We start from the raw sequence: 26076 nt of genomic DNA on the forward strand, positions 1-26076 counted from the left end.
CTACGCCTTACCCGGCCTACAAAACCTTGCCTGGCGTCGTTATGGTTTACGCGCTACCGGCACATCAATACTCTTCAGGATATCGACAAACACGGATGGCTCCTCTTTATTGAACAGCAGCCACACGCGATGGCGCGCGCGGGTGATAGCCACATACAGCAAACGCCGCTCTTCGGCATCCGGGAAGTCTTCCGGCACCGGCAGCAAGGCCTGTTCCATTACCGACTCGCGGGCCGGAGCCGGGAAACCGTCGCTGCCCTCTTTCAGCCCCATGACAATCACATAGTCGGCCTGCTGCCCTTTGCTGGCGTGAATCGTCATAAATTCAAGCTGCAGCTTCGGCCAGCGGGTGGCCGCCTTTTCCAGCGCCTCGGGTTTGAGGTGATGGTAGCGCGCCAGCACCAGGATACGCTCATCGGGCTTCGCATAGCCGCTGAGCTTGTCCAGCAGCGGTTCCAGCTGATCGTCCGCCAGCAGGGTCACGGCTTTTTTATCCCCTGGCCGCAGGCTATTGAGCGGCTTTGCCAGCTGATGCGGGTTCTGCTGGATAAAGCGGTTGGCGATTTCACCAATCCGTGAATTGAAGCGGTAGGTCGTGTCCAGATCGCTGCGATCGCCTTCGCCAAAATAGTGGTGGAATGCGGTCGTCAGCGAAAGCTGTGCCCCGCTGAAGCGATAGATGGCCTGCCAGTCATCCCCCACCGCAAACAGCGAGGTATGTTTATTTTGTGCCCGCAGCGCTGAGAGCAACGCTGCACGCTGCGGAGAGATGTCCTGGAACTCATCCACCAGAATATGCTTCCACGGGCTGACAAAACGCCCCTTCTCAAGAATGATGATGGCCTGATGGATCAGGCCGGAGAAATCAACGGCATTTTCCGCTTTCAGCGCGGTTTTCCAGGCTTTCAGTAGCGGAGCCATCAGCTTGACCCGCTTCGAAAACAGATCGCGGATCGCCTCCGGCGCGCTTTCAATCATCTCTGCCTGCGATCCACCGTGCATTCGCATCAGGCTGACCCAGCGGTCAAGTCGCGAACCCAGCCGACGCGCCAGCTTATCATCCTGCCAGAAGCTGCCCTCCGGCACCTCCCAGCTGAGCTCCTCCTCCAGCCACTGACGCCACCCTTTTGCCTGCGCTTTTTTCTCACTGCACTGCTGGCGCCACGTTTTGATGAACAGCGCCTGACGCGCCTGCGCGTCGTTTTCCAGCTTACTGATGGAAGGCACTTTTTTACTGCCCTGCTGAATAATATGCAGCGCAAGGGCATGGAAGGTTCTGGCCGTGATATCCCGGGTGTGCAGGCGTTCCTGGATACGTTCGTCCATCTCCTGGGCAGCCTTGCGGCCAAAAGCCAGAAGCAGAATTTGATCGGCTACCGCTTCACCGGTCGTAAGCAGCCAGCCGGCACGCGCCACCAGCACCGACGTTTTACCGCTACCGGCCCCCGCCAGCACCAGCAGCGACTGCTCGCCGTTGACCACCGCGCGCGCCTGGGCCGGATTGAGCGGTGACGATTCCACCGTACTGAAAAAGTCGGCGTATTGGGTGAGCATGGCGTCTGTCCAGGCCTGATTATGGGCGAGACGGCTTTTATCCTTATCATTCAGCCAGGCCTGACACTGGCGCCAGGCGTCGCGACAGTTGTCAAACTCGTCGAGACGCGTCACGGAAAGCGGCAGCGCCGAGAGTGCCTGTCGGATCTTTTGCTGCAGCCCGGCGGTCTGCTGACGGGTCAGCCACGCGTGTTGCGCGTTGCTTTGCGCGATATCGTCCAGCACCTGCTGGAGCACCTGGGCGGCAATCACGCTCATATCCTGGCTCCACTGCTGCCAGAGCGCGTTCAGGTGATGGTGGAAACGCTGAGTTTCCGCCCACTCGGTGCCGTGAAGACGCACGACTTTATCGTCAGGCAGAACGAACTCCAGCTCGCCCCACACCAGCCCGCGTTTGCAGTGGATAGCCAGAAGCTGATTAAACGGAATAAGGTATTCGTGGCGTTCCCCGGAGACTTTCACCCCGGCATTAAGGAGAACAACCCTGTCGTAAGGGTGTTGCGCCAGGCGTTTGCCTAACGACGTTGCTTTCAGTTCCATGTTCCGCCAAATCCACGAAGAGATAATTTACCTGACAGTTTAACTGCCAGTTTTAAGGTGCTCCAGCCTAAAAAAACGTTACAATCATTGGGCGTTAATTTTATCGAAAGGAAGTGAGGGTTTATGCGTACCGTTCTGAATGTGTTGAATTTTGTCTTGGGCGGTTTTGCCACCACCCTTTCCTGGCTTTTTGCCACGCTGGTGAGCATCGTCCTGATTTTCACGCTTCCCCTGACCCGTTCCTGCTGGGAAATCACAAAACTCTCCTTAATCCCCTACGGGAATGAAGCCATCCACGTTGACGAGCTGAATCCGGAGAACAAAAACGCCCTGATGAATACGGGCGGAACCCTGCTGAACATTCTGTGGCTCATTTTCTTCGGCTGGTGGCTGTGCATCATGCATATTTTTGCCGGTATTGCACAGTGCATCACGATTATTGGTATTCCGGTGGGGATCGCGAACTTTAAGATCGCCGCTATCGCCCTTTGGCCCGTCGGTCGCAGGGTTGTTCCGGTAGAAGTGGCCCAGGCGGCGCGTGAAGCAAACGCTCGTCGTCGTTTTCAGTAAAATAAGGACTGGCCGCGTTTATGCTAAGCCCACTGCTTCGCCGTTATACCTGGAACAGCACCTGGCTTTATAACGTCAGGATATTCATCGCGCTTTGCGGCACGGTTGCTCTGCCCTGGTGGCTGAATGATGTCAAACTCACTATTCCACTCACGCTGGGAGTGGTGGCCGGGGCGCTGGCGGACCTGGACGATCGTCTGGCCGGGCGTTTGCGTAATCTGGTCATTACGCTTGTCTGCTTTTTTATTGCGTCAGCGTCCGTTGAGCTGCTTTTCCCGTGGCCCTGGCTGTTTGCCCTGGGTCTTACCCTCTCAACCAGCGGGTTTATTTTGCTCGGTGGCCTTGGGCAGCGCTATGCCACCATCGCTTTTGGTGCATTGCTGATCGCCATCTACACTATGCTGGGCGTTTCCTTGTACGACCAGTGGTACCAGCAGCCGGTTCTGCTGTTGCTGGGTGCCATCTGGTATAACCTGCTGACGCTAACCGGTCATCTGATCTTCCCGGTTCGCCCTCTGCAGGATAATCTTGCCCGCAGCTTTGAGCAGTTAGCCCACTATCTGGAACTGAAATCCCGGCTGTTCGACCCGGATATCGAGGAAGAAAGCCAGGCGCCGCTCTACGATCTGGCGCTGGCAAACGGCCAGCTGGTTGCCACCCTTAACCAGACAAAAGCCTCTCTGCTTACCCGTCTGCGCGGCGATCGCGGTCAGCGCGGAACGCGAAGGACCTTACACTACTATTTTGCCGCCCAGGATATTCATGAACGCGCCAGCTCCTCGCACGTTCAGTATGCCGCCCTGCGCGAGAGATTCCGCTACAGCGACGTGATGTTCCGCTTCCAGCGCCTGCTCTCCATGCAGTCTCAGGCGTGTCAGCGGCTCTCGCGCTCCATTCTGCTGCGCACGCCCTATCAGCATGATCCCCGCTTTGAACGCGTATTCAGCCACCTTGATGCGGCGCTCGACCGCGTTCAGGCCAGCGGAACGTCACCGGAACACATCAAAGCGCTGGGCTTTCTGCTGAACAACCTGCGGGCGATTGATGCACAGCTGGCAACCATTGAGTCCGAACAGGCGATGGCACTGCCGGGCAGTGAGGTGGAAAACCAGCTTGCTGATGACAGCGTGCACAGCGTTAGCGATATGTGGCTACGCCTGAGCCGGAACTTTACGCCGGAGTCAGCTCTCTTTCGCCACGCGGTGAGAATGTCGCTGGTGCTGTGTGTGGGGTATGCCTTTATCCAGATAACCGGGCTGCACCACGGCTACTGGATCCTGCTCACCAGCCTGTTTGTCTGCCAGCCGAACTATAACGCCACCCGACATCGTCTTGCGCTGCGTATTATCGGTACGCTGGTTGGCGTCGCGATCGGCCTTCCGGTGCTCTATTTCGTGCCTTCCGTCGAAGGTCAATTGATTCTGATCGTGATCACCGGCGTGCTGTTCTTCGCGTTTCGCAACGTGCAGTATGCCCACGCCACCATGTTCATCACGCTGCTGGTGCTGCTCTGCTTTAACCTGCTGGGTGAAGGCTTTGAAGTCGCCCTGCCCCGCGTGATCGATACCCTGATTGGCTGCGCAATTGCCTGGGCCGCGGTCAGCTTTATCTGGCCGGACTGGCGTTTCCGTAATTTACCGCGCGTGGTCGACAGGGCGATGAATGCCAACTGTCGATACCTTGACGCTATCCTGGAGCAGTACCACCAGGGGCGCGATAACCGCCTGGCTTACCGGATAGCACGTCGTGATGCGCACAACAGTGATGCAGAACTGGCCTCCGTTGTCTCTAACATGTCAACGGAGCCTCGCGCCACGGCGGAAATTCGTGAGACCGCGTTCCGCCTGCTCTGCCTGAACCATACGTTTACCAGCTATATTTCGACGCTGGGTGCCCACCGCGAGAAACTCACCAACCCGGGTATTCTCAACCTGCTCGATGACGCCGTCTGTTATGTCGATGACGCGCTTCATCACCGCCCAGCCGATGAACCGCGCGTACAACAGGCGCTGAATGAACTGGCGCAACGCATTGCGCATCTTGACCCGGGAAACGACAGCAAAGCGCCGCTGGTTCTTCAGCAGATAGGCCTGCTTATCGCTCTGCTGCCTGAAATTTGCCGGCTGCAACAGCAAATCGCTACCTGGAGGAGTGATTCTCCTGTGGCTCAGGCAGCGCATTAAACCACTCCGTTAGCTCCCGGCGAATGCCTGCCGGGAGTGCCGCCTCATGCAGCCCTTCAATAGCCCCTTCGAGCGCGAAGAGGACTTTAATACTGAGCGCTTTATTTTTCGCCCGCATCTTCAGCCAGCTGGCTCTGGCGCCCAGCGCCCGGAGTGTTTCTTCATTGGTAATTCCGGCTTCAAAGAGCAAGACTTCAAGCTGAAAGGTCAGGTTTGGCAGATCCTTGAGTCGGTTTCGTTGATGGCGCTGATAGCGCTCTTTTCTTGCCGCACTGAGCGCAAACGAAGAGAGCTGAAGCAACCGCTCCCTGTCCTGCCATAATCCGTCATCCACACGATAATAGTTGAGCAGCACCGGGCGGCCTCGCTTCATCAATGTCAAAAATGAGGAGGCATTCTTTACGCAGTATTTCGCACTCTCCTCACAAGCCCGAAGATAAAGCTCGCCATCAGACACCATGGCAAAAACCGCATCATCCACCGCCAGGGTGTACCCTCCAAACAGCGCACGATGATGAATCTCGCCCAACGGGGAGAGGTATTCCTGGGATTTATAAATCCGTTCATAAGATATCTTTTTCATGATATTTCCCTTCAAAATCATAAAATAACAACGAAATTTCTTACTAGCGGATCCGTTAGCAGGAAAATAGGCAACTTATCGCCGTTGAGCAAGATGATTTTTCGAGGGGCATCAAGATTGAATGAATTTTGCGAGTCGCTTTCCGAAAATGAGGTTGATCTTTATGCATACAGGGGTTACTGTATATCCATACAGTAACTACAGGGCTGGAATGAATATGCACACTTCAGGCTATGCAAATCGCGCAATCTCTCTCTCTTCTGCCGCAGGCAATGTCGCGCAGAATTCCGTCGAGCGTGTTTCCACAGGGCTTATCAGTGAAGTGGTTTATCGTGAAGACCAGCCCCTGTTGACGCAACTTCTGTTGTTGCCGTTATTACAACAGCTTGGTCAGCAATCGCGCTGGCAGCTTTGGCTCACGCCTCAACAAAAACTGAGCCGTGAGTGGGTTCAGTCCGCTGGCCTTCCGCTGACCAAGGTCATGCAGATTAATCAGCTCTCGCCGTGCGATACCGTTGAGTCGATGATCCGCGCGTTACGCACCGGAAATTACAGCGTGGTAATTGGATGGTTACCCGAAGAATTGACGGAAGAGGAACATTTCCGTCTGACTGAAGCCGCTGAAGAAGGGAGTGCGATCGGGTTCATTATGCGTCCGGTTCGATCGGATTCTTACCGCAGAGGACAACTTTCTGGGCTAAAAATTCACTCAAATTTGTATCATTGAGTGAAATTAAGATTTTTCCTGGAATTTTTTTCGACCACAAGATGGCATTAAAGTTCCCGGTCTGAAAATTGCGGCAAGGCTTGTCTGGTGCGGTTCTCCTTCATTTTATTGCACAAAATTCGTTCTAAAAATGTTAAATAATCGGTATACGGAACTTTTTTTTTCATATGCCTGACAGACTTCACACTTGTAAGTTTTCAGCTACGTTGTAGACTTTACATCGCCAGGGGTGCTCGGCCTAAGCCGAAGATATCGGTAGATTTATATTTGACCACGCCCCCCGGTGAAGGATTTAACCGTGATTCTCTCTTGAGACTTTCATGGCGAATTTTGGATGATAACGAGGCGCAAAAAATGAAAAAGACAGCTATCGCGATTGCAGTGGCACTGGCTGGCTTCGCTACCGTAGCGCAGGCCGCTCCGAAAGATAATACCTGGTATGCAGGTGGTAAACTGGGCTGGTCTCAGTTCCACGACACCGGCTGGTACAACAAAGACCTGAACAACGATGGCCCGACTCACGAGAGCCAGCTTGGTGCAGGTGCGTTCGGTGGCTATCAGGTTAACCCATATGTTGGTTTTGAAATGGGTTACGACTGGTTAGGTCGTATGCCATACAAAGGCGACACCGTAAACGGCGCTTTCAAAGCACAGGGCGTTCAGCTGACCGCTAAACTGGGTTACCCAGTAACTGACGATCTGGACGTGTACACCCGTCTGGGCGGCATGGTATGGCGCGCTGACTCCAGCAACAACCAGGTTGGTAGCGACCATGACACCGGTGTTTCCCCAGTATTCGCTGGTGGCGTTGAGTGGGCTATGACCCGTGACATCGCTACCCGTCTGGAATACCAGTGGGTTAACAACATCGGCGACGGCAACACCGTTGGTGTTCGTCCAGACAACGGCATGCTGAGCGTAGGTGTTTCCTACCGTTTCGGCCAGCAGGAAGAAGCAGCACCAGTTGTTGCTCCAGCGCCGGCTCCAGCTCCAGAAGTACAGACCAAGCACTTCACTCTGAAGTCTGATGTTCTGTTCAACTTCAACAAAGCGACTCTGAAACCAGAAGGTCAGCAGGCACTGGATCAGCTGTACTCTCAGCTGAGCAACCTGGATCCTAAAGACGGTTCTGTAGTGGTTCTGGGCTTCACCGACCGTATCGGTTCTGACGCTTACAACCAGAAACTGTCTGAGAAACGTGCTCAGTCTGTTGTTGATTACCTGATCTCTAAAGGTATCCCAGCTAACAAGATCTCCCCACGTGGTATGGGCGAATCTAACCCAGTTACTGGCAACACCTGTGACAACGTGAAAGCTCGCGCTGCACTGATCGACTGCCTGGCTCCAGATCGTCGCGTAGAGATCGAAGTTAAAGGCATCAAAGACGTTGTAACTCAGCCAGCGGCATAAGTTAACGTCTTATAAAAAAACCCCGCCATGCGGGGTTTTTTATTGTCTGAAGAAAAGAAAAATCTACTTTTTACCCAACAGCGCCTGAAGGTCGTTCTTCAGCGTCGACATCTGGTTGGCGTACTTCTCTTTATGTTCGGCATCCTCAATCAACTGCACGATGGTTTCCGAAAGCGTTTTACCCCGTCGTTGTGCCAGCCCAGCCAGACGTTGCCAGACAACAAATTCCAGGTCGATTGATTTTTTGCGAGTGTGCTGATGCTCAGCATTAAAATGCCGTTTGCGTCGCGCACGGATAGTTTGCTTCATCCGGTTTAACAAGGCAGGATTGATGTGTTTCTCAATCCAGCCGTTAACCTGTACCGGTTCATTTTCGAGGGTCAGCAAAATATCCACGGCTTCTTGTGCAGCGCTGGCTTCGATGTAGCAGGTGATCAGCTCCCCTTCACGGTGCTTTTTGACCAGGTACTTCCATTTCCAGCCGCTTTCGAGATTTTCCAGTTGTTGATATTTCATTGCGATCTCAGTGTTACCACGTAACTCTGTTCAGAATATCAGTTTTTTAGCAATCTGCTGAAAAGAAATCATATCCTGTGAGTGAATGCAGCCAATCGCCCTGTCGAAATACCCGATCCTGCTTGGGTACAGCCCCCCGCTTACGGTATACTCCACGCTTTTACATCTGACTAAAAAACATCAACTTTGACCATTACGAAACTTGCATGGCGTGACCTTGTTCCGGATACCGAAAGTTATCAGGAACTGTTTGCACAGCCCGAACTCGCAAAAGAACACGAATTCATCCTTAGCGATACGCAGCCCCGTTTGCATTACGCGCTGGAGCAGGTCTTAAGCCCATGGGCAACTGCGCCTTTCATGCTGCTCAAAGCCCCGGAAGAAGCGGAATACCTGACGTTGTTCGGGGATGCCGTGCGTCAGTTAAAGCCGGAAGCGAACGCCGTTTTTGGCGGCCAGTATCGTATTGCGGGACATGATGTCACTTTCGAACCGGCGGCACAGGCCGACGGCCATTTTGCCGCTAAGGGTGAGGTGATTACCGCTAACTGGGTCGAGGCTGAACAACTCTTTGGTTGTCTGCGCCAGTTTAACGGCGAGCTTTCGCTGCAGCCTGGGCTGGTACATCGCGCAAATGGCGGTGTTCTGATCATTTCACTGCGCACCCTGCTCTCGCAGCCGCTGCTGTGGATGCGTCTGAAAACCATCGTGCACCAGCAGCGTTTCGACTGGGTCGGCTACGATGAGTCTCGTCCTCTACCCGTCTCTGTTCCCTCTATGCCGCTGTCGCTGACCGTCGTGCTAACGGGCGACCGTGAATCGCTGGCGGACTTCCAGGAAATGGAGCCGGAACTGGCTGAGCAGGCCGTGTATAGCGAATACGAAGACAACATCCAGATTGCTGATGCCGACGATATGGCGCAGTGGTGCCAGTGGGTGATGGCTGTAGCAGAACGTTCTGCGCTGCCAACCCCTGCGGCTGACGCGTGGCCGGGCTTAATCCGCGAAGCGGTACGCTACACCGGTGACCAGGAAACGCTGCCGCTTTGCCCGCTCTGGATCGGCAAACAGCTGCGTGAAGTGGGTGTGATCAGTGGTGACGGGGCGTTCACCGGTGAACAGCTCACTCAGATGCTGGCTCAGCGTGAGTGGCGAGAAGGCTATCTTGCTGACCGTATGCAGGATGAAATTCTGCTCGAACAAATTCTGGTGGAAACCGAAGGCGAACGCGTCGGGCAGATTAACGCCCTGTCTGTGATTGAATTTCCAGGCCATCCGCGCGCATTCGGGGAGCCGTCCCGTATCAGCTGCGTTGTGCACATTGGCGATGGCGAGTTTACCGATATTGAACGGAAAGCCGAGCTGGGCGGCAACATACACGCCAAAGGCATGATGATCATGCAGGCGTTTTTGATGTCAGAGCTGCAGCTTGAGCAACAGATCCCCTTCTCCGCCTCGCTGACGTTTGAGCAGTCCTACAGCGAAGTGGATGGCGACAGCGCCTCTATGGCCGAGCTGTGCGCCTTAATCAGCGCCCTGGCGGAAGTGCCCATCAATCAGAACATCGCGATCACCGGTTCGGTGGACCAGTTTGGCCGCGCCCAGCCAGTGGGAGGCCTCAACGAGAAAATTGAAGGCTTCTTCTCTATCTGTCAGCAGCGCGGTTTAAACGGCAAGCAGGGTGTGATTATCCCGGCTCCCAACGCACGCCATTTAAGCCTCAGTCAGGAGATTCTGGATGCGGTGGAACAAGAGCAGTTCGCTATCTGGGCCATCGAAGGGATTGAGGATGCACTACCCTTACTGACAAACCTGGTATGGGATGGCGAAGGGCAAACCACCCTGATGCAGACTATCCAGGAGCGCATTGCTCAGGCGACACAGCAGGATGCTCGTCATCGTTATCCATGGCCGTTACGCTGGCTGGGCTGGTTTAGTTCGAACTGATCGGACTTGTTCAGCGTACACGTGTTAGCTATCCTGCGTCCTTCACTAAAATAAGGCTTACTGAGAACATGGTAGATAAACGCGAATCCTATACAAAAGAAGATCTTCTTGCCTCTGGTCGCGGTGAACTGTTTGGCGCAAAAGGCCCACAGTTACCGGCCCCGAACATGCTGATGATGGACCGTGTCGTGAAAATGACCGAAACCGGCGGCAACTTCGATAAGGGTTACGTAGAAGCAGAACTCGATATCAACCCGGACCTGTGGTTCTTCGGTTGCCACTTTATTGGCGATCCGGTAATGCCTGGCTGTCTGGGCCTGGATGCGATGTGGCAGCTGGTTGGCTTCTATCTGGGCTGGCTGGGCGGCGAAGGTAAAGGCCGCGCACTGGGCGTGGGCGAAGTCAAATTCACTGGCCAGGTTCTGCCTACAGCGAAGAAAGTGACCTATCGTATTCACTTCAAGCGCATCGTTAACCGCCGCCTGATTATGGGCCTGGCAGATGGCGAAGTGCTGGTAGACGGGCGTCTGATCTATAGCGCAAGCGACCTGAAAGTTGGCCTGTTCCAGGATACTTCTGCGTTCTGATCGTGCTTTTCGCACTCCCGGAAAGGCGAAACCTCCGCATTGCGGAGGTTTCTTTTTTGAAAGAGACGTTATCAGGCTATGAGTGCCCTGTCGCCGATGGCTTCTCGCCAGCCTCCAAGCCATTGTGACCTTTGATTTATCGTCTGATAAGGACACATTTCTTTAGAACGTCCAGCGATGCCGGCCTGATAACCACGTTGATGAGCCCGTTCCAGGCGATCTCGTTTCTGTCTCTTCATGCCTCGTTTCCCTCATTCTTTTGTCTGGTGGAAAGAAAACAGTGTCTGCACTCAATGTACAGGCACAGATAACGAATACCCCGAATTAGCCCCATCGTCAATGTTCAAAATTCATACGGGTGTCATATTTGTGAGCTACCTGGAAGTTCATTTGTACAAAAATTGTGACGCAGCACAAGTAACAAACTGAAGTGAAAACGAAAAAAAAACCGCAATCAGCGAGAGGCCAACTGCGGTTTTTGATGATGAATTTTACTTATGGCAGCCGGGAGATTTCCCTCGCGATGCTGGCCGACTCCTGTGCCCAACCCTGAGCCAGGACTTTCACCATTTCGTCATAGCCATCTTTCTGCTGCTTCAGCTCCAGATGGAAAGGACGCTTAATCAGCTGTCCCTGATGATTCAGCAACCACTCCCCGCTGATCACCACCGCACCATCATAACGACCGTGGAAGCCCGTTACGGTAACGTTCAGCGTATCCTGGTCGTTACCCAACGGCTGCGACGCGACAACCCAACCCGGTAGCTGACTGCCCAGATTGGCCACCAGCGTGTTGCGCAGCTGTTGATCCAACGGGCTGGCCCACAGGTTGTTCGTCGCAATCACGTATTTAACGTCGCTGGTCTGATAGACCACGCCGTTTCCTGCCAGATAATCCGGCACCGCAACCTGCTCAACCCACAGCTGACGGTTTCCCTGGCTGGCCGTGCTTTGCCCACCGCTGTGGGTCGCCACAGGCAGCTGATAGTAGCTTTTATTATCTACTCCTGAACTGCACGCCGTTAACAGCAGAGCACCAACCATCAATAGCCACTTTTTCATTCTTTTGCCCTCTTCGGCTCAGGATCCTTTTTATCTTTCGCTTCGAACACCAGCGCATTGCTCTTCTCGTTGAGCGTTTTCAGCACCGGCTGCAGTTCACGTAAGACCTGATCAAGACGCTGCATATCTGCCACCATCTTGTTGTAGGCCGCTGAACCCGGCTGGAAGCCCTGCATACTGCGGTTCAGCTCACGCAGCGTTTTCTGCATGTCCTGCGGAAGCTGCTGCATGCTCTGGCTCGCCGTAATCTTGTTGATGTTATCCAGCGTGGTTTGCAGACGCTGCATTGTCTCCTGGCTCTGATGCAACGACCCGGTCGCCGCTTCAATCATCGGGTTCAGTGGCAGATTGTTGATCTTATCCAGCGTCTCCATCAGACGCTGCTGGATCTGCGCCAGGCCGCTGCTCACCGTTGGGATGATCTTATAGCCACCGAATTCACGGATACCGGTAATCGGCGGCGCTTTCGGGTAGAAGTCCATATCCACATACAGCGCACCGGTCACCAGGTTACCCGTCTTCAACGATCCACGCAGGCCGCGTTCCATCAGCTGAGAGATATGGGCTGCAATATCCTGATTTTCGCCAATCTGGTTTAGCAGACGCTCCGGCTCAATGCGGATCAGCACCGGAATGCGATAGTCATCATCCAGCATCTGGCTCAGACCCGGGACGAAGAACGGCACTTGCCCAACCGTACCGAGGCGAATACCGCGGAACTCAACAGGCGCCCCCGGCTGCAGGCCGCGAACGGAGTCTTTAAAGAACATCAGGAAGTCAACGTGATCGGTATAGAGCGCATCCTGAATGCTTTTTTGATCGTCAAAGAGACGGAAAGCGGTGTTCTCTGCAACCGGCTGGCCCAAATCCAGGCCCTCCGGCACATCAAAACTCACGCCGCCGCCAAACAGCGTGGTCAGCGAACCCATTTCAACGCGCATACCTGCCGAAGTCAGATCCACCGCGATCCCGCTGTCTTTCCAGAAGCGGACGTTGCTGGTGACCAGGCGATCGTTTGGCGCATTGATAAAGAGCTGATAGCTGATCGCGCGTTTCTGCGGATCAAACGTGCTTTTCTCAACCGACCCGACCCGGTAGCCGCGGAACAGAACCGGGTCGCCCGCCGTGAGCTGACCTGCTTTTTTACTGTCGAGGATCACGCGGATACCCTTGGCATCAGGCGGTGCAAGCGGCGGTGAGTCCAGGAGCTGGTATTTGGCTGGCTGGTTACCCTTAGCGCCGGGCTGCAGCTCAATGTAAGCGCCCGAAAGCAGCGTCCCTAAGCCGCTGATTCCCTCACGCCCCACCTGCGGCTTAACGACCCAGAAAACGGAATCGCCGTGCAGCAGTTTTTCCATGCCGGCATTAAGGCGCGCCTTGATCTCCACATGGGTTAAATCGTCGGTCAGGGTTGCACTTTCCACCACGCCCACATCCACGCTTCGGCTTTTGATAGTCGTTTTACCGCCCTCAATCCCCTCGGCATTGGTGGTTATCAGCGTGACTTCCGGTCCCTGATGGCTGTAATGATAAAACAGGATCCATGCACCGATCAGCGCAGTCACGATGGGGAAAATCCACACCGGCGACCAGTTTTTGACCTTCTGCACTTTCGCCTCTCCACTCTTATTTTCCATGCTCTTACTCTTCCTCATGGCTTGATTCAGGCTCACGGTCCCACGATAAACGAGGGTCGAAGGTCATGGCCGCAAACATGGTCATAATCACGACCAGTGCAAACATTAAAGCCCCCATCGCGGGATAAATACTCATCAAACCGCCCATCCGCACCAGTGCAGAGAGAACGGCGATGACAAACACGTCAATCATTGACCAGCGTCCGACAAACTCGACCACTTCATAAATCAGGTGCATGCGTTCGCTATCGCGTTTTCCATGCCCTTTCGCATCCCAACAGAGCCAGGCAATGGCAATCATTTTTAAGGTGGGCACCATAATACTGGCGATAAAGATGACGCCGGCGACCGGATAAGAACCTTCGCCCCAGAGCAGTATCACCCCGGCGAGGATCGTCGAGGGCATTTTGTCGCCGAGCAAATCGGTGATCATGATCGGCAGAATATTGGCTGGCAGATACAGCATGATGGATGTGACCAGCAGCGCCATCGTCCACTGCAGACTATTTTTACGGCGTACGTGACCTTTCGTTTCGCAGCGCGGACAAACGTCGAGATCGGCGGGCAGCACGGCGGTGCAGCACGGGCAGGAACGCAGCCCCTGACGAATACCGGGCACGCCGACCTTCACCGTCTGCGCAAGCGTCGGTGCCGGAGCGATATCATCCCACGCCCAGCGCCTGTCCACGCACTGGAATGCGCGCAGCTGCAGAACGCAGTACAGACACCAGGGAATAAAGCTGCTGCCGATCCCCACGTCGCCGTACGCCATGAGCTTCACGAAGCTGACCAGAATACCCGCCAGAAAGATCTCGGCCATGCCCCAGCTTTTGAGCTGAAAAAGGATACGCGCCAGTCGGATTTTCAGCGGTGCCGGCATCCTGACGCGGTTGACCAGCAAAAGGATAACGACCAGGCAAAAAGCCGGGACTATCTGGACAAACAGGAGAAAAAAGGTACCGAGGCTGGCGTAATCTTCCGAGAACATCACGCCCGGAATTTCAAGCAAATCTACCTGGCTGGTGATCCCCCCCACCTTCATATAGATGAAGGGGAAGAGATTGGAGAGCAGCAGCATGAACAATGCTGCCAAAGCGTAAGCAGTGGGACGCTGCCGCGGCGCGTCCCACTCGGTTGTCAACGTCGCACCGCAACGTGGACACAGGGCTTTATGTCCGTGACCAAGCTCTGGCAACGCCACGAGCATATCGCATTGCGAGCATAAAATATGCCTGTCGGCATGGTGCTGGTCACACATATGTTATCCCTGTTTATGCGCCGTTTTTCAGAGACTCAAGGTACTCCCAGCGCTCAAATGCTTCTTCCAGGGCTTTTTCAGCCGCGGACATTTCTGACAGTACTTTCTGAGTATAGTCATGCGATTGAGTAAAGAATGACGCATCAGCAACCTGTTTTTGCAAATCCTCAAGCGCGGCTTCCAGCTCTTCAAGACGCTGCGGTAGCCCCTCCAGTTCGCGCTGCAGGTTATAGCTTAGTTTAGCCGAGGTTTTCTTGACAGTTTCTGCTTTTGTTACAGCAGGTTCAGAACTTATTTTGGACTTTGACTGTTTCTGCGCCAGAGACTGCAATTGCTGCCCTTTTGCATCATGATAACCGCCTACGTATTGCCCAATTCGCCCTTCACCTTCGAAGATCCAGCACTCGGTCACGGTGTTATCCACGAACTGGCGATCGTGGCTGACCAGCATCACGGTACCCTGATAGCCGTCAATCAGTTCTTCGAGCAATTCCAGCGTTTCGACATCCAGGTCGTTCGTCGGTTCATCGAGGATCAGCAGGTTGCTTGGCTTAAGGAACAGGCGAGCCAGCAGCAGACGATTTCGCTCACCGCCGGACAGCGCGCGCACCGGCGTCATGGCGCGTTTCGGATGGAACAGGAAGTCCTGCAGGTAGCCCAGCACGTGACGCGGCTTACCGTTTACCATCACCTCCTGCTTACCTTCGGCGAGGTTGTCCATCACCGTACGGTCCGGATCCAGCTCCGCGCGGTGCTGGTCGAAGTAGGCGACCTCCAGCTTGGTCCCGCAGTGAATGCGGCCGCTGTCGGCCTGCAGCTGGCCCAGCATCAGTTTCAGCAGCGTGGTTTTACCGCAGCCGTTCGGGCCGATGAGCGCAATTTTATCGCCACGCTGCACCTGCGCGGAGAAATCGTTCACCAGCACTTTACCGTCAACCTGATAGTTGACGTTTTCCATTTCGAAGACAATTTTGCCGGAACGGGACGCCTCTTCCACCTGCATTTTGGCGCTGCCCATCACTTCACGGCGTTCGCTGCGCTCGCGACGCATCGCCTTCAGGGCACGCACGCGGCCTTCGTTACGGGTACGGCGGGCTTTGATGCCCTGGCGGATCCAGACCTCTTCCTGCGCCAGCTTGCGGTCGAACTCGGCATTCTGCAGCTCTTCCACGCGCAGGTTTTCTTCTTTCTCCAGCAGATACGTATCGTAATCGCCGGGATAGGTCACCAGCTTGCCGCGGTCGAGGTCGACAATGCGCGTCGCCATATTGCGAATAAACGAACGGTCGTGCGAGATAAAGATGATGGTGCCGCTGAAGGTTTTCAGGAAACCTTCCAGCCAGTCGATCGCTTCAATATCCAGGTGGTTGGTCGGTTCGTCCAGCAGCAGCACCTTCGGTCCGCTGACCAACGCGCGGCCCAGAGCCGCTTTACGCAGCCAGCCGCCGGAGAGCGCCGACAGTTCCATATCGGGTTCCAGACCGAGCTGCGCCAGTACTTCATTAATGCGGTTTTCAAGCTGCCACAGACCGTGGTGATCGAGCATCTCCTGCACTTTCGCCAGTTCGTTGAGGTTTTTGTCGCTCGGATCGGTCATCACCAGATGCGAAATCTCGTGATAGCGCTTCAGGTATTCAGCCTGCTCGGAGATCCCTTCCGCCACGAAATCGTAAACGCTGCCGGTCACGTGACGCGGTGGATCCTGCTGCAGGCGGGAGACAATCAGATCCTGCTCGTAAACAATACGCCCGTCATCCAGACCCTGTTCACGGTTGAGGATTTTCATCAGCGTGGATTTACCCGCGCCGTTACGGCCCACCAGACAGACGCGCTCGTTATCTTCGATGTGCAGTTCTGCATTGTCGAGAAGCGGTGAGTCGCTGAAAGAGAGCCACGCGCCGTGCATACTAATTAAAGACATTTATTTTTCCTTTCAGACCGCGGTAATCAACCAGCAGTTATGGATTTGACGGTTACGGGCAAAGTCCTGAGACAGCGTTTTTTGGCTGATTTCTTGTGCTTTCAGTCCCAGGGCTGCTAAGCCGTCATGATCCATACGGAAGCCGCGTTTGTTGTTCGAGAACATAATGGTGCCGCCTTTGCGCAGCAGGCGCTTCAGGTCGGTCATCAGGCGCAGGTGATCGCGTTGTACATCAAAGCTATCTTCCATGCGCTTGGAGTTGGAGAAGGTCGGCGGATCGATAAAGATCAGGTCGAACTGCTCGTCGGTGTCGCGCAGCCAGCCCAGCACGTCAGCCTGCATCAGGCGATGCTGACGTCCGGTTAAGCCGTTAAGACGAAGGTTGCGCTCCGCCCATTCCAGATAGGTGCGGGACATATCCACCGTGGTGGTGCTGCGCGCGCCCCCCAGACCGGCATGCACGCTGGCGCTGCCGGTATAGGAGAAGAGATTCAGGAAGTCCTTGCCTTTACTCATCTGGCCCAGCATGCGTCGGGCGATACGGTGGTCGAGGAACAGACCGGTATCCAGATAGTCGGTCAGGTTGACCCACAGGCGCGCGTTGTATTCGCCCACTTCGATAAAGTCGCCCTTCTCGCCCATCTTCTGATACTGGTTTTTCCCTTTCTGACGCTCGCGGGTTTTCAGCACCAGCTTGTTCGGCGCAATGCCGAGCACGGCGATGGTGGCCGCGATAACGTCCAGCATGCGCTGACGCGCTTTTTGCGCATCAATGGTTTTCGGTGGCGCATATTCCTGAATCACCACCCAGTCCGCGTAGCGGTCAACCGCCACGTTGTATTCCGGCAGGTCGGCATCGTACAAGCGATAGCATTCAATGCCCTCCTGCTTCGCCCACTTCTCAAATTTCTTCAGGTTCTTGCGCAGGCGGTTGGCGTAATCTTCCGCCACGCCGGACGGCTTGCTGTCGGCCGCCTTCTCCGCCAGATGGTAGTTTTTCTGCACGCAGTCCAGCGGGCCGTTTTTGGCCTTAAACTGGCGATCGGCGCGCAGCTGGAGGCAGCTCAGCAGCTCCGGCGAGGCGCTAAACAGAGACAGGTTCCAGCCGCCGAAGTGGTCCTTCATATTGCGGCCCAGCAGGCTGTGCAGGGCAATCAGCGCCGGCTCGCTGTCGAGACGCTCGCCGTATGGCGGGTTGCTGATCACGGTACCGTACGGGCCTTTTGGCAACGGGTTGGTCAGGTTCGCCACGTCTTTCACTTCGAAGGTGACCAGCTCGCCGATACCGGCGCGACGGGCGTTGCTGCGCGCGCGTTCAATGACGCGCGGGTCGCTGTCCGAACCATAAAAGTGGGAGGTGTACTCCGCCAGGCCTTTGCGTGCGCGGGTTTGCGCGTCGTCTTTGACCTCTTTCCAGAGCGCTTCATCGTGCTGTGCCCAGCCTTTAAAGCCCCAGTGACCGCGATGCAGGCCCGGCGCGCGATCGGTTGCCAGCATGGCCGCCTCAATCAGCAACGTACCGGAACCACACATCGGATCGAGCAGCGGCGTACCCGGCTGCCAGCCGGAGCGCATGACAATGGCGGCCGCCAGCGTTTCTTTAATTGGCGCCATACCGGTACGATCGCGGTAGCCGCGAAGATGCAGGCCTGCACCGCTCAGATCAAGAGAAATGCTCGCCGTGTCACCGTTCAGCCAGACGTTAATACGCAGATCGGGGTTTTCACGATCGACGTTCGGACGTTCCTTATTTTTACGCGTGAAGCAGTCCACAATGGCGTCTTTTACGCGCAGGGCACCGTACTGGCTGTTGCGGATCTCGTCGTTCACGCCGTTAAAATGCACCGCAAAGGTGGCATTCGGGGTGAAGATCTCTGTCCAGTCGATCATCTGTACGCCGGTATAGAGGTCAAGGTCGCTATAAACCTTGCACTCCTTCATCGGCAGCATGATGCGCGACGCCAGACGGCTCCACATCAGGCTCTGGTAAATAAGCCGCGTGTCGCCCTCAAAATGGACACCACCCTGAACCACCTGGCACTCTTGTGCGCCCAGGCTTTCCAGTTCAGTTTTTAACAGCTCTTCCAGCCCACGGGCCGTACTGGCAAACAGAGAATTCATATCGTCACTTTTACTCTTAGAAAATTGTCGCGCATTATAGCTAATATGGCGTGTATGTCATAAAGTTGAAGGCTTATTTTCATTTGTGGGAGTGTGCAGTGGCGACGTTATCCAGGCTTTTTATTCATCCGGTGAAATCCATGCGCGGCATCGGCGTCTCTCACGCGCTGGCCGACATGAGCGGATTCGCCTTCGATCGTATTTTTATGGTCACCGAGCCTGACGGTACGTTCATTACCGCACGCCAGTTCCCGCAGATGGTTCGCTTTACTCCTTCCCCACTTCATGACGGTTTGCACCTGACCGCGCCGGACGGTTCCAGCGCGGTGATTCGCTTTGCTGATTTTGCGCCCGTCGATGCGCCAACGGAAGTGTGGGATAACCATTTTACCGCGCGTATCGCCCCGGATGAGATTAACCGCTGGCTGAGCGGCTTCTTCTCCCGCGACGTGCAGCTGCGCTGGGTTGGGCCTGAACTGACGCGTCGCGTGAAGCGCCATGACGCCGTTCCCCTCTCCTTCGCCGATGGCTTCCCGTTCCTGCTGACTAACGAAGCCTCTCTGCGTGATTTACAAGGCCGCTGCAAAGCCAGCGTTCAGATGGAACAGTTTCGTCCGAACCTGGTGGTGACCGGTGTCGACGCCTGGGACGAAGACACCTGGAAAGTGATCCGCATTGGCAGCGTCATTTTTGACGTGGTGAAGCCGTGCAGCCGCTGCATTTTCACGACGGTCAGCCCGGAGAAAGGCCAGAAGCACCCTTCCGGCGAACCGTTGAAGACGCTGCAGTCATTCCGCACCGCGCAGGATAACGGTGATGTCGATTTCGGCCAGAACCTGATCCCGCGCTCCAGCGGCGCGATCCGCGTTGGTGATGAGGTAGAAGTGCTCGCCCGTGGGCCAGCAAGGGTGTACGGCTCGGGTCAGGAAGAGGAGTTTGTCGACGTTGAGACAAACGTCGCCGCTGCGGTAGAGATTCACTGGCAGGGCAACGTGATCCGGGGTAATAACCAGCAGGTATTGCTTGAGCAGCTGGAACAAGCAGGGATCCGCATCCCCTATTCCTGTCGCGCGGGAATTTGCGGATGCTGCCGCATCAGGCTGGTGGATGGCGAAGTGAGTGCGTTGAAAAAATCGGCAATTGGAAATGACGGCACAATTCTGTGCTGTAGCTGCGTCCCGAAAACGTCCGTACAGCTGGAAGCTTAAACCGCCTGCTCGAGGCTGAAGGCATCCACGCGAAGCTGGGGCTTCAGCCTGTCGTTCATAACCTTAATGGCATCCCCAAGCTGCATTGTCCGCCCGGCAATCGTCACGCCGGGCTGGGCCAGCAAACAGAGCGCGGCATTTTCGCCGGGCTCCACCACCAGCAGGCTCACCTCTTCTGCGGTATCGCTCAGATTGACGCTGGCCGCATCAGCCGTTGCCGGGGTCCAGTTCATACCGTGCGGCAGGAAATGCCAGCTTTTCGGCATTTGCGGTTTCAGGAAGCGGATAGCCACCAGCGCATTTAATACCAGCTCGGCACGCTGCTCTTTAGAAAGCACCAGATCGCGGCATTTTTCTTCGAAAGAGAAATAAAGCGCCGCATCGTCAACGCAAAAGCCCGACGGGGAAAACGCGTCCGGGGTTAACATTCGGCGGGCGAAACGAGAGCGAAACAACATGCCATTGGCTAAATCGAGCATCATTCGATCATGCTCGTCGCAAAAATACCAGCGCCAGTTATCGTCAGGTTTAATTCGCATGTTTCTCTCCCGTCCCCGAAACGTCCTGTACTAAAAATGTCCTGATCGCCGCTTCGTTTATAACACCATTAATAAAAGACTATAATGTCTAAATAAGCAACAGTGACGGAATATAAAACAACCAGGGCTGGAAATAAAGCCCTGGTTGTCTGATTAAGAGAAAAGATTAGATATGAGTAACGATTTCTTTAATCAGCGGCGGTCCTTTAAAAATAAAGCCGGAATAGATTTGCACCAGTGACGCACCCGCCGCCATCTTCTCGCGCGCAGCAATCACGGAGTCGATGCCACCGACGCCAATAATCGGCAGGCGTCCTTTTAATTCCGCAGACAGGGCGCGAATAATCTCGGTGCTTTTTAATTGTACCGGACGTCCGCTTAACCCACCCGCTTCGTCACAGTTTTTCATTCCCTGCACGAGGGAGCGATCGAGGGTGGTATTGGTTGCAATCACACCATCAATATTATGGCGAACTAAACTGTCGGCAACCTGGATCAATTCTTCGACAGAAAGATCCGGGGCGATCTTAACCGCGACCGGAACATATTTATGGTGGACCGTCTGGAGTTCATTTTGCTTATTTTTAATGGCGCTCAGAAGATCGTCCAGCGCTTCGCCATATTGTAAGGAGCGCAACCCCGGAGTATTGGGTGAAGAAATATTCACCGCAATATAACCGGCATAGGCGTAGACTTTTTCCATACAAATCAGATAGTCATCTTTACCCTGCTCGACCGGTGTGTCTTTATTTTTGCCGATATTGATGCCCAGAATTCCGTCAAAGTGGGCTTTTTTAACGTTCTCAACAAGGTGATCAACGCCAAGGTTATTAAAGCCCATGCGGTTGATCAGCCCTTCGGCTTCAACCAGGCGGAACAGGCGCGGCTTGTCATTTCCCGGCTGCGGGCGCGGCGTGACGGTCCCGATTTCAATAGAGCCAAAGCCCATCGCGCCCAGGGCATCAATACACTCGCCATTTTTGTCCAGACCAGCCGCCAGACCCAGCGGGTTTTTAAAGGTCAGACCCATGCACTGCACAGGTTTTACCGGGACATTCTGACGCACCAGCGCGGCCAGCGGCGTTCCGGTAATACGACGTAATTGCTGCATTGTAAATTCATGAGCGCGCTCAGGGTCGAGCTGGAAAAGAGCTTTACGAACGAAGGGGTAGTACATGAACTCTCCTGGATTCCCGGTGTGCAAACCGGGAGGGGATTATGGGCGATCCACGCGCGAAAGGGAATTGACCTGCGGCAAAAAATCAGCGTAAAACGCAATCGTTTACCTCCCTGTCTATTTCTTATGCACTTTTTCGCATTTTAATTGCAGATAAATCATTTAGTGGAATAACCGCGCGGTGTCACACTCCTGAAAATTGTTATGAATGTTAGATAAAAGCAAACAATTAGTTATAAGGAGGAAGTATGCGCGTCATTACCCTGGCCGGAAGTCCACGATTCCCTTCGCGCTCCAGCGCCCTGCTGGAATATGCCCGCGAAAAACTCAATGCCCTGGATGTGGAAGTGTGCCACTGGAACCTGCATAACTTCGAACCTGAAGATCTGCTTTATGCCCGTTTCGACAGCCCTGCGCTTAAAACGCTCATCGAGCAGCTTAACGGCGCTGACGGCCTAATTGTGGCAACGCCCATTTATAAAGCCTCTTTTTCCGGGGCGCTGAAAACCCTGCTCGATCTGCTTCCGGAACGTGCCCTGGACGGCAAAGTCGTACTGCCGCTGGCAACGGGCGGTACGGTTGCCCATCTACTGGCCGTGGATTATGCCCTGAAGCCGGTGCTGAACGCGCTGAAAGCGCAGGAGATCCTCCACGGCGTTTTCGCCGATGACTCCCAGGTTATCGATTATCAACATAAACCTCATTTTACGCCGAACCTGCAAACCCGCCTCGATACTGCCCTGGAAACCTTCTGGCATGCTCTGCACCGCAGGGATATCCAGGCGCCGGCGTTTGGTCAGGCTCAAGGAGTCGCACATGTTTAAAACATTAACCCGTATCGGCCTGGCAGGTCTGATGGCGCTTTCCTCGCTGGCCCATGCCGCAGAAACGGCTCCGGAAAGTTTACGCATTGGCTATCAGAAAGGCAGCGTCAGCATGGTGCTGGCGAAAAGCCACCAGCTTCTGGAAAAACGCTTCCCGGACACCAAATTCTCCTGGGTGGAGTTCCCGGCTGGCCCGCAGATGCTGGAGGCCCTGAACGTCGGCAGTATCGATCTCGGCAGTACGGGTGATATTCCGCCGATATTCGCCCAGGCGGCGGGAGCGGACCTCGTCTATGTTGGCGTTGAGCCGCCCAAACCGAAGGCCGAAGTGATTCTGGTGCCAGAAAACAGCGACATTAAAAGCGTCGCCGATCTTAAAGGGCATAAAGTTGCTTTCCAGAAAGGTTCCAGCTCACACAACCTGCTGCTGCGTGCCCTGCAAGAAGCCGGACTCAAGTTCACTGACATTCAACCTGTTTACCTGACGCCTGCCGACGCGCGCGCCGCATTCCAGCAGAAGAACGTTGATGCCTGGGCCATCTGGGATCCGTACTACTCCGCCGCATTACTGCAGGGCGGCGTTCGCGTGCTGAAAGACGGCACCACGCTGAAGCAGACCGGTTCGTTCTATCTGGCCGCGCGTCCTTATGCGGAAAAGAACGGCGCATTTATTCAGGGCGTACTGGATTCCTTTACCCAGGCCGATGCGCTGACCCAGACCCAGCGCCAGGAGAGCATTACCCTGCTGGCGAAAACCATGGGCTTACCTGAGCCGGTGATCGCGAGCTATCTCAACCACCGTCCACCGACCACCATCACGCCCGTGGACGCCCACGTCGCCGCGCTTCAGCAACAAACGGCTGACCTTTTCTATCAAAACCACCTGGTGCCGAAACAGGTCACTATTCGCGAACGCATCTGGCAGCCCGCAGGCAAAGAAGGAGCTAAATCATGAGTCTGAATCTTTTCTGGTTTTTACCCACCCACGGTGATGGACACTATCTTGGTACAGAAGAGGGTTCGCGCCCGGTTGACCACGGCTACCTGCAGCAGATTGCGCAGGCGGCGGACCGAATCGGTTTCACCGGGGTGCTGATCCCGACCGGACGTTCATGTGAAGATGCCTGGCTCGTGGCCGCGTCGATGATCCCGGTCACCCAGCGTCTGAAGTTCCTGGTTGCGTTACGCCCGAGCGTTGTCTCCCCCACCGTGGCGGCGCGTCAGGCGGCAACGCTGGACAGACTGTCCAACGGCCGCGCCCTGTTTAACCTGGTGACGGGCAGCGATCCGCAGGAGCTGGCGGGCGATGGGGTATTTCTCGACCATACCGAGCGCTATGAAGCCTCCGCCGAGTTCACCCGCGTCTGGCGACGTCTGCTGGAAGGTGAAACCGTTACCTTTGAAGGCAAGCATATCCACGTTCGCGACGCGAAACTCTACTTCCCGCCGGTGCAGCAGCCGCGCCCGCCGCTCTATTTTGGCGGATCGTCGGATGTGGCCCAGGATCTGGCGGCAGAGCAGGTCGATCTCTATCTGACCTGGGGCGAACCGCCTGCGCTGGTGAAAGAAAAAATTGCCCAGGTCCGCGCTAAGGCGGCCGCCCATGGCCGCAAGGTGCGCTTCGGCATTCGCCTGCATGTGATTGTCCGCGAAACCAATGAAGAAGCCTGGCAGGCGGCGGACCGCCTGATTTCGCATCTGGATGATGAAACGATCGCCAGAGCCCAGGCCGCATTTGCCAAAACCGACTCCGTCGGGCAGCACCGAATGGCGTCCCTGCACAACGGCAAGCGCGAGAACCTGGAGATCAGCCCGAACCTGTGGGCAGGCGTCGGTCTGGTGCGCGGCGGTGCGGGTACGGCGCTGGTTGGCGACGGCCCGACCGTGGCCGCGCGAATTAATGAATACGCCGAGCTGGGCATCGACAGCTTTATTCTCTCCGGCTATCCGCATCTGGAAGAGGCGTACAAGGTGGGCGAGCTGTTATTCCCGCATCTGGATGTCGCCATTCCGGAAATTCCACAGCCGCAGCGGCTTCAGCTTCAGGGCGAAGCCGTGGCGAACGAGTTTATTCCACGCAAAGCCGCGCAGAGCTAAGGAGTGACCATGTCTGCCACCTCACAAAAATGGCTGCTGCGCGCCGCGCCGTGGTTTTTACCCGTCGGCATTGTGGCACTCTGGCAGCTCGCGTCGTCCACCGGCTGGCTGTCGAGCCGCATTCTGCCCTCCCCGGAGGGCGTCGTAGAAGCGTTCTGGTCGCTGAGCGTGAGCGGTGAGCTGTGGCAGCATCTGGCGATCAGCTCCTGGCGCGCCGTGATTGGGTTTTCCATCGGCGGCGGCATCGGTCTGGTTCTGGGCCTGATCAGTGGCCTTTCCCGCTGGGGCGAGCGGCTGCTGGATACCTCAATTCAGATGCTGCGCAACGTGCCGCATCTGGCGCTGATCCCGCTGGTTATCCTGTGGTTTGGGATTGATGAGAGCGCCAAGATCTTCCTCGTGGCGCTGGGCACATTGTTCCCGATCTACATCAACACCTGGCACGGGATCCGCAATATCGATCGCGGTCTGGTGGAGATGGCGCGCAGCTACGGCTTATCGGGTTTTTCTCTCTTTATACACGTGATCCTGCCGGGCGCCCTGCCCTCCATTATGGTCGGGGTGCGTTTTGCGCTCGGCCTGATGTGGCTGACGCTGATTGTAGCAGAGACTATCTCGGCCAATTCAGGCATTGGTTACCTGGCGATGAACGCCCGCGAATTCCTGCAAACGGACGTGGTGGTGGTTGCCATCATTCTGTATGCCCTTCTCGGCAAACTCGCCGACGTTAGCGCCCAGTGGCTGGAGCGCAGCTGGCTGCGCTGGAATCCGGCCTACACTCTTCAGGAGGCGAAAGCATGAATACTGCACGACTGAACCAGGGAACACCGTTACTGCTGAACGGCGTGACCAAACGCTACGGCGAAAACACCATTCTTAACGGGCTGGATCTGCATATTCCCGCCGGACAATTTGTGGCCGTTGTCGGGCGCAGCGGCGGCGGCAAGAGTACCCTGCTAAGGCTGCTGGCCGGACTGGAAGCCCCTAACGGCGGCGACATTCTGGCAGGAACAACGCCGCTTTCGAATATTCAGGACGATACCCGCATGATGTTTCAGGACGCGCGGCTGCTGCCGTGGAAAACGGTTATCGACAATGTCGGGCTCGGTCTTAAGGGCAGCTGGCGGGATGAAGCCCGCCAGGCGCTGGCCGCCGTTGGGCTGGAAAATCGAGCCGATGAATGGCCTGCCGCCCTCTCGGGTGGGCAGAAGCAGCGCGTGGCGCTGGCGCGGGCGTTGATTCACCGTCCTGGCCTGCTGCTGCTTGATGAACCGCTCGGCGCGCTGGACGCCCTGACGCGAATCGAAATGCAGGATTTGATTGGATCCCTGTGGCAGGCGCACGGCTTTACGGTACTGCTGGTGACGCATGACGTGAGCGAAGCCGTCGCGATGGCGGACCGGGTGCTGTTAATAGAGGACGGGAAAATAGGTCTGGATCTGACGGTGGATCTTCCGCGGCCTCGTCGCGTGGGCTCGGCAAGACTGGGGGAGCTCGAAGCTGAGGTATTAGATCGAGTGATGAAGCGCGGGAGCACGGAGTTACAGCGAGCTAAGGCTAATGCCTGATGCCCTCACCCAGGCCCTCTCCCACAGGGAGAGGGAGGGTTAACTTA

At 55.6% G+C, this 26076-nt stretch carries 23 protein-coding genes; 12 read left to right on the forward strand and 11 right to left on the reverse strand.

Features of this window, described 5'->3' with window-relative positions:
* Positions 1 to 39 precede the first annotated feature (39 nt).
* Positions 40 to 2094, reverse strand: coding sequence for a DNA helicase IV (gene helD / locus BM007_RS05210; RefSeq protein ID WP_090417499.1), 2055 nt, complete (start codon positions 2092 to 2094; stop codon positions 40 to 42).
* 123 nt (positions 2095 to 2217) lie between these two features.
* Between helD and BM007_RS05215 the strand changes: the two genes are divergently transcribed.
* Positions 2218 to 2664, forward strand: coding sequence for a YccF domain-containing protein (locus BM007_RS05215; protein WP_032649128.1), 447 nt, complete (start codon positions 2218 to 2220; stop codon positions 2662 to 2664).
* A gap of 20 nt (positions 2665 to 2684) precedes the next feature.
* A complete protein-coding gene (gene yccS, locus BM007_RS05220) occupies positions 2685 to 4847 on the forward strand; it encodes a YccS family putative transporter (RefSeq protein ID WP_048991028.1) in 2163 nt (720 codons plus the stop codon).
* Here the strand turns inward: yccS and BM007_RS05225 are convergent.
* Entirely contained in the window at positions 4804 to 5430 is a 627-nt protein-coding gene (locus BM007_RS05225) for a TfoX/Sxy family DNA transformation protein (RefSeq protein ID WP_023311030.1), read from the reverse strand. The two genes, yccS and BM007_RS05225, sit on opposite strands and share 44 nt — an antisense overlap.
* Positions 5431 to 5647: 217 nt before the next feature.
* Between BM007_RS05225 and sulA the strand changes: the two genes are divergently transcribed.
* On the forward strand, positions 5648 to 6157 hold the full coding sequence (gene sulA, locus BM007_RS05230; protein WP_024907764.1) for an SOS-induced cell division inhibitor SulA: 510 nt from the start codon (positions 5648 to 5650) through the stop codon (positions 6155 to 6157).
* Between the two features lie 354 nt (positions 6158 to 6511).
* Complete coding sequence (gene ompA / locus BM007_RS05235) at positions 6512 to 7567, forward strand: porin OmpA (RefSeq protein WP_024907765.1); 1056 nt, start codon at positions 6512 to 6514, stop codon at positions 7565 to 7567.
* Positions 7568 to 7630: 63 nt separating this feature from the next.
* Here the strand turns inward: ompA and matP are convergent, their stop codons facing one another.
* Positions 7631 to 8083, reverse strand: coding sequence for a macrodomain Ter protein MatP (gene matP, locus BM007_RS05240; protein ID WP_008499929.1), 453 nt, complete (start codon positions 8081 to 8083; stop codon positions 7631 to 7633).
* Positions 8084 to 8269: 186 nt separating this feature from the next.
* Here matP and BM007_RS05245 point away from each other — a divergent pair, with 186 nt between their 5' ends.
* Positions 8270 to 10030 carry an AAA family ATPase gene (locus BM007_RS05245; RefSeq protein WP_090417501.1) on the forward strand — a complete coding sequence of 587 codons (1761 nt, stop codon included), beginning with the start codon at positions 8270 to 8272 and terminating at the stop codon, positions 10028 to 10030.
* A 68-nt stretch (positions 10031 to 10098) separates the two neighbouring features.
* Positions 10099 to 10617, forward strand: coding sequence for a 3-hydroxyacyl-[acyl-carrier-protein] dehydratase FabA (gene fabA / locus BM007_RS05250; protein WP_008499931.1), 519 nt, complete (start codon positions 10099 to 10101; stop codon positions 10615 to 10617).
* Between the two features lie 71 nt (positions 10618 to 10688).
* On the opposite strand, the gene rmf is transcribed toward fabA, so the two are convergent.
* From rmf to rlmKL, 6 genes are all read right to left on the reverse strand, one after another.
* The gene (gene rmf / locus BM007_RS05255; RefSeq protein WP_013097261.1) at positions 10689 to 10856 is read right to left on the reverse strand and encodes a ribosome modulation factor; all 168 of its coding nucleotides are present in this window, start codon (positions 10854 to 10856) and stop codon (positions 10689 to 10691) included.
* 256 nt (positions 10857 to 11112) lie between these two features.
* Entirely contained in the window at positions 11113 to 11679 is a 567-nt protein-coding gene (gene pqiC / locus BM007_RS05265) for a membrane integrity-associated transporter subunit PqiC (protein ID WP_024907767.1), read from the reverse strand.
* On the reverse strand, positions 11676 to 13316 hold the full coding sequence (gene pqiB, locus BM007_RS05270) for an intermembrane transport protein PqiB (protein WP_024907768.1): 1641 nt from the start codon (positions 13314 to 13316) through the stop codon (positions 11676 to 11678). The genes pqiC and pqiB overlap by 4 nt, the downstream gene beginning before the upstream one ends.
* A gap of 4 nt (positions 13317 to 13320) precedes the next feature.
* Positions 13321 to 14574 carry a membrane integrity-associated transporter subunit PqiA gene (gene pqiA / locus BM007_RS05275; RefSeq protein ID WP_024907769.1) on the reverse strand — a complete coding sequence of 418 codons (1254 nt, stop codon included), beginning with the start codon at positions 14572 to 14574 and terminating at the stop codon, positions 13321 to 13323.
* Between the two features lie 13 nt (positions 14575 to 14587).
* Positions 14588 to 16495 carry an ABC transporter ATP-binding protein gene (locus tag BM007_RS05280; RefSeq protein WP_024907770.1) on the reverse strand — a complete coding sequence of 636 codons (1908 nt, stop codon included), beginning with the start codon at positions 16493 to 16495 and terminating at the stop codon, positions 14588 to 14590.
* Between the two features lie 12 nt (positions 16496 to 16507).
* Positions 16508 to 18616 (reverse strand): bifunctional 23S rRNA (guanine(2069)-N(7))-methyltransferase RlmK/23S rRNA (guanine(2445)-N(2))-methyltransferase RlmL, encoded by a 2109-nt coding sequence (gene rlmKL, locus BM007_RS05285; RefSeq protein ID WP_008499936.1) that lies wholly within the window; start codon positions 18614 to 18616, stop codon positions 16508 to 16510.
* 98 nt (positions 18617 to 18714) lie between these two features.
* On the opposite strand from rlmKL, the gene BM007_RS05290 reads away from it, so the two are divergent.
* Complete coding sequence (locus BM007_RS05290) at positions 18715 to 19824, forward strand: YcbX family protein (protein WP_090417503.1); 1110 nt, start codon at positions 18715 to 18717, stop codon at positions 19822 to 19824.
* Here BM007_RS05290 and zapC read toward each other — a convergent pair.
* Both zapC and pyrD read right to left on the reverse strand, forming a co-directional pair.
* Complete coding sequence (zapC, locus tag BM007_RS05295) at positions 19821 to 20363, reverse strand: cell division protein ZapC (protein ID WP_090417505.1); 543 nt, start codon at positions 20361 to 20363, stop codon at positions 19821 to 19823. The two genes, BM007_RS05290 and zapC, sit on opposite strands and share 4 nt — an antisense overlap.
* Before the next feature lie 166 nt (positions 20364 to 20529).
* Positions 20530 to 21540 (reverse strand): quinone-dependent dihydroorotate dehydrogenase, encoded by a 1011-nt coding sequence (gene pyrD, locus BM007_RS05300; protein WP_024907773.1) that lies wholly within the window; start codon positions 21538 to 21540, stop codon positions 20530 to 20532.
* Between the two features lie 248 nt (positions 21541 to 21788).
* Between pyrD and ssuE the strand changes: the two genes are divergently transcribed.
* Genes ssuE through ssuB form a run of 5 tightly spaced genes read left to right on the forward strand, consistent with a single transcriptional unit; the run spans position 21789 to position 26029 of the window.
* Entirely contained in the window at positions 21789 to 22364 is a 576-nt protein-coding gene (gene ssuE, locus BM007_RS05310; RefSeq protein ID WP_024907774.1) for an NADPH-dependent FMN reductase, read from the forward strand.
* On the forward strand, positions 22357 to 23319 hold the full coding sequence (locus BM007_RS05315) for a sulfonate ABC transporter substrate-binding protein (protein ID WP_090417507.1): 963 nt from the start codon (positions 22357 to 22359) through the stop codon (positions 23317 to 23319). The genes ssuE and BM007_RS05315 overlap by 8 nt, the downstream gene beginning before the upstream one ends.
* Complete coding sequence (gene ssuD / locus BM007_RS05320) at positions 23316 to 24461, forward strand: FMNH2-dependent alkanesulfonate monooxygenase (RefSeq protein ID WP_024907776.1); 1146 nt, start codon at positions 23316 to 23318, stop codon at positions 24459 to 24461. Before BM007_RS05315 ends, ssuD begins: the two co-directional genes overlap by 4 nt.
* Before the next feature lie 9 nt (positions 24462 to 24470).
* A complete protein-coding gene (gene ssuC / locus BM007_RS05325; protein WP_090417509.1) occupies positions 24471 to 25262 on the forward strand; it encodes an aliphatic sulfonate ABC transporter permease SsuC in 792 nt (263 codons plus the stop codon).
* Complete coding sequence (gene ssuB, locus BM007_RS05330; protein WP_090417511.1) at positions 25259 to 26029, forward strand: aliphatic sulfonates ABC transporter ATP-binding protein; 771 nt, start codon at positions 25259 to 25261, stop codon at positions 26027 to 26029. The genes ssuC and ssuB overlap by 4 nt, the downstream gene beginning before the upstream one ends.
* The last annotated feature ends 47 nt before the right edge of the window (positions 26030 to 26076 follow it).

The sequence above is a fragment of the Enterobacter sp. NFIX59 genome (assembly GCF_900113755.1).
Classification (GTDB): domain Bacteria; phylum Pseudomonadota; class Gammaproteobacteria; order Enterobacterales; family Enterobacteriaceae; genus Enterobacter; species Enterobacter pseudoroggenkampii.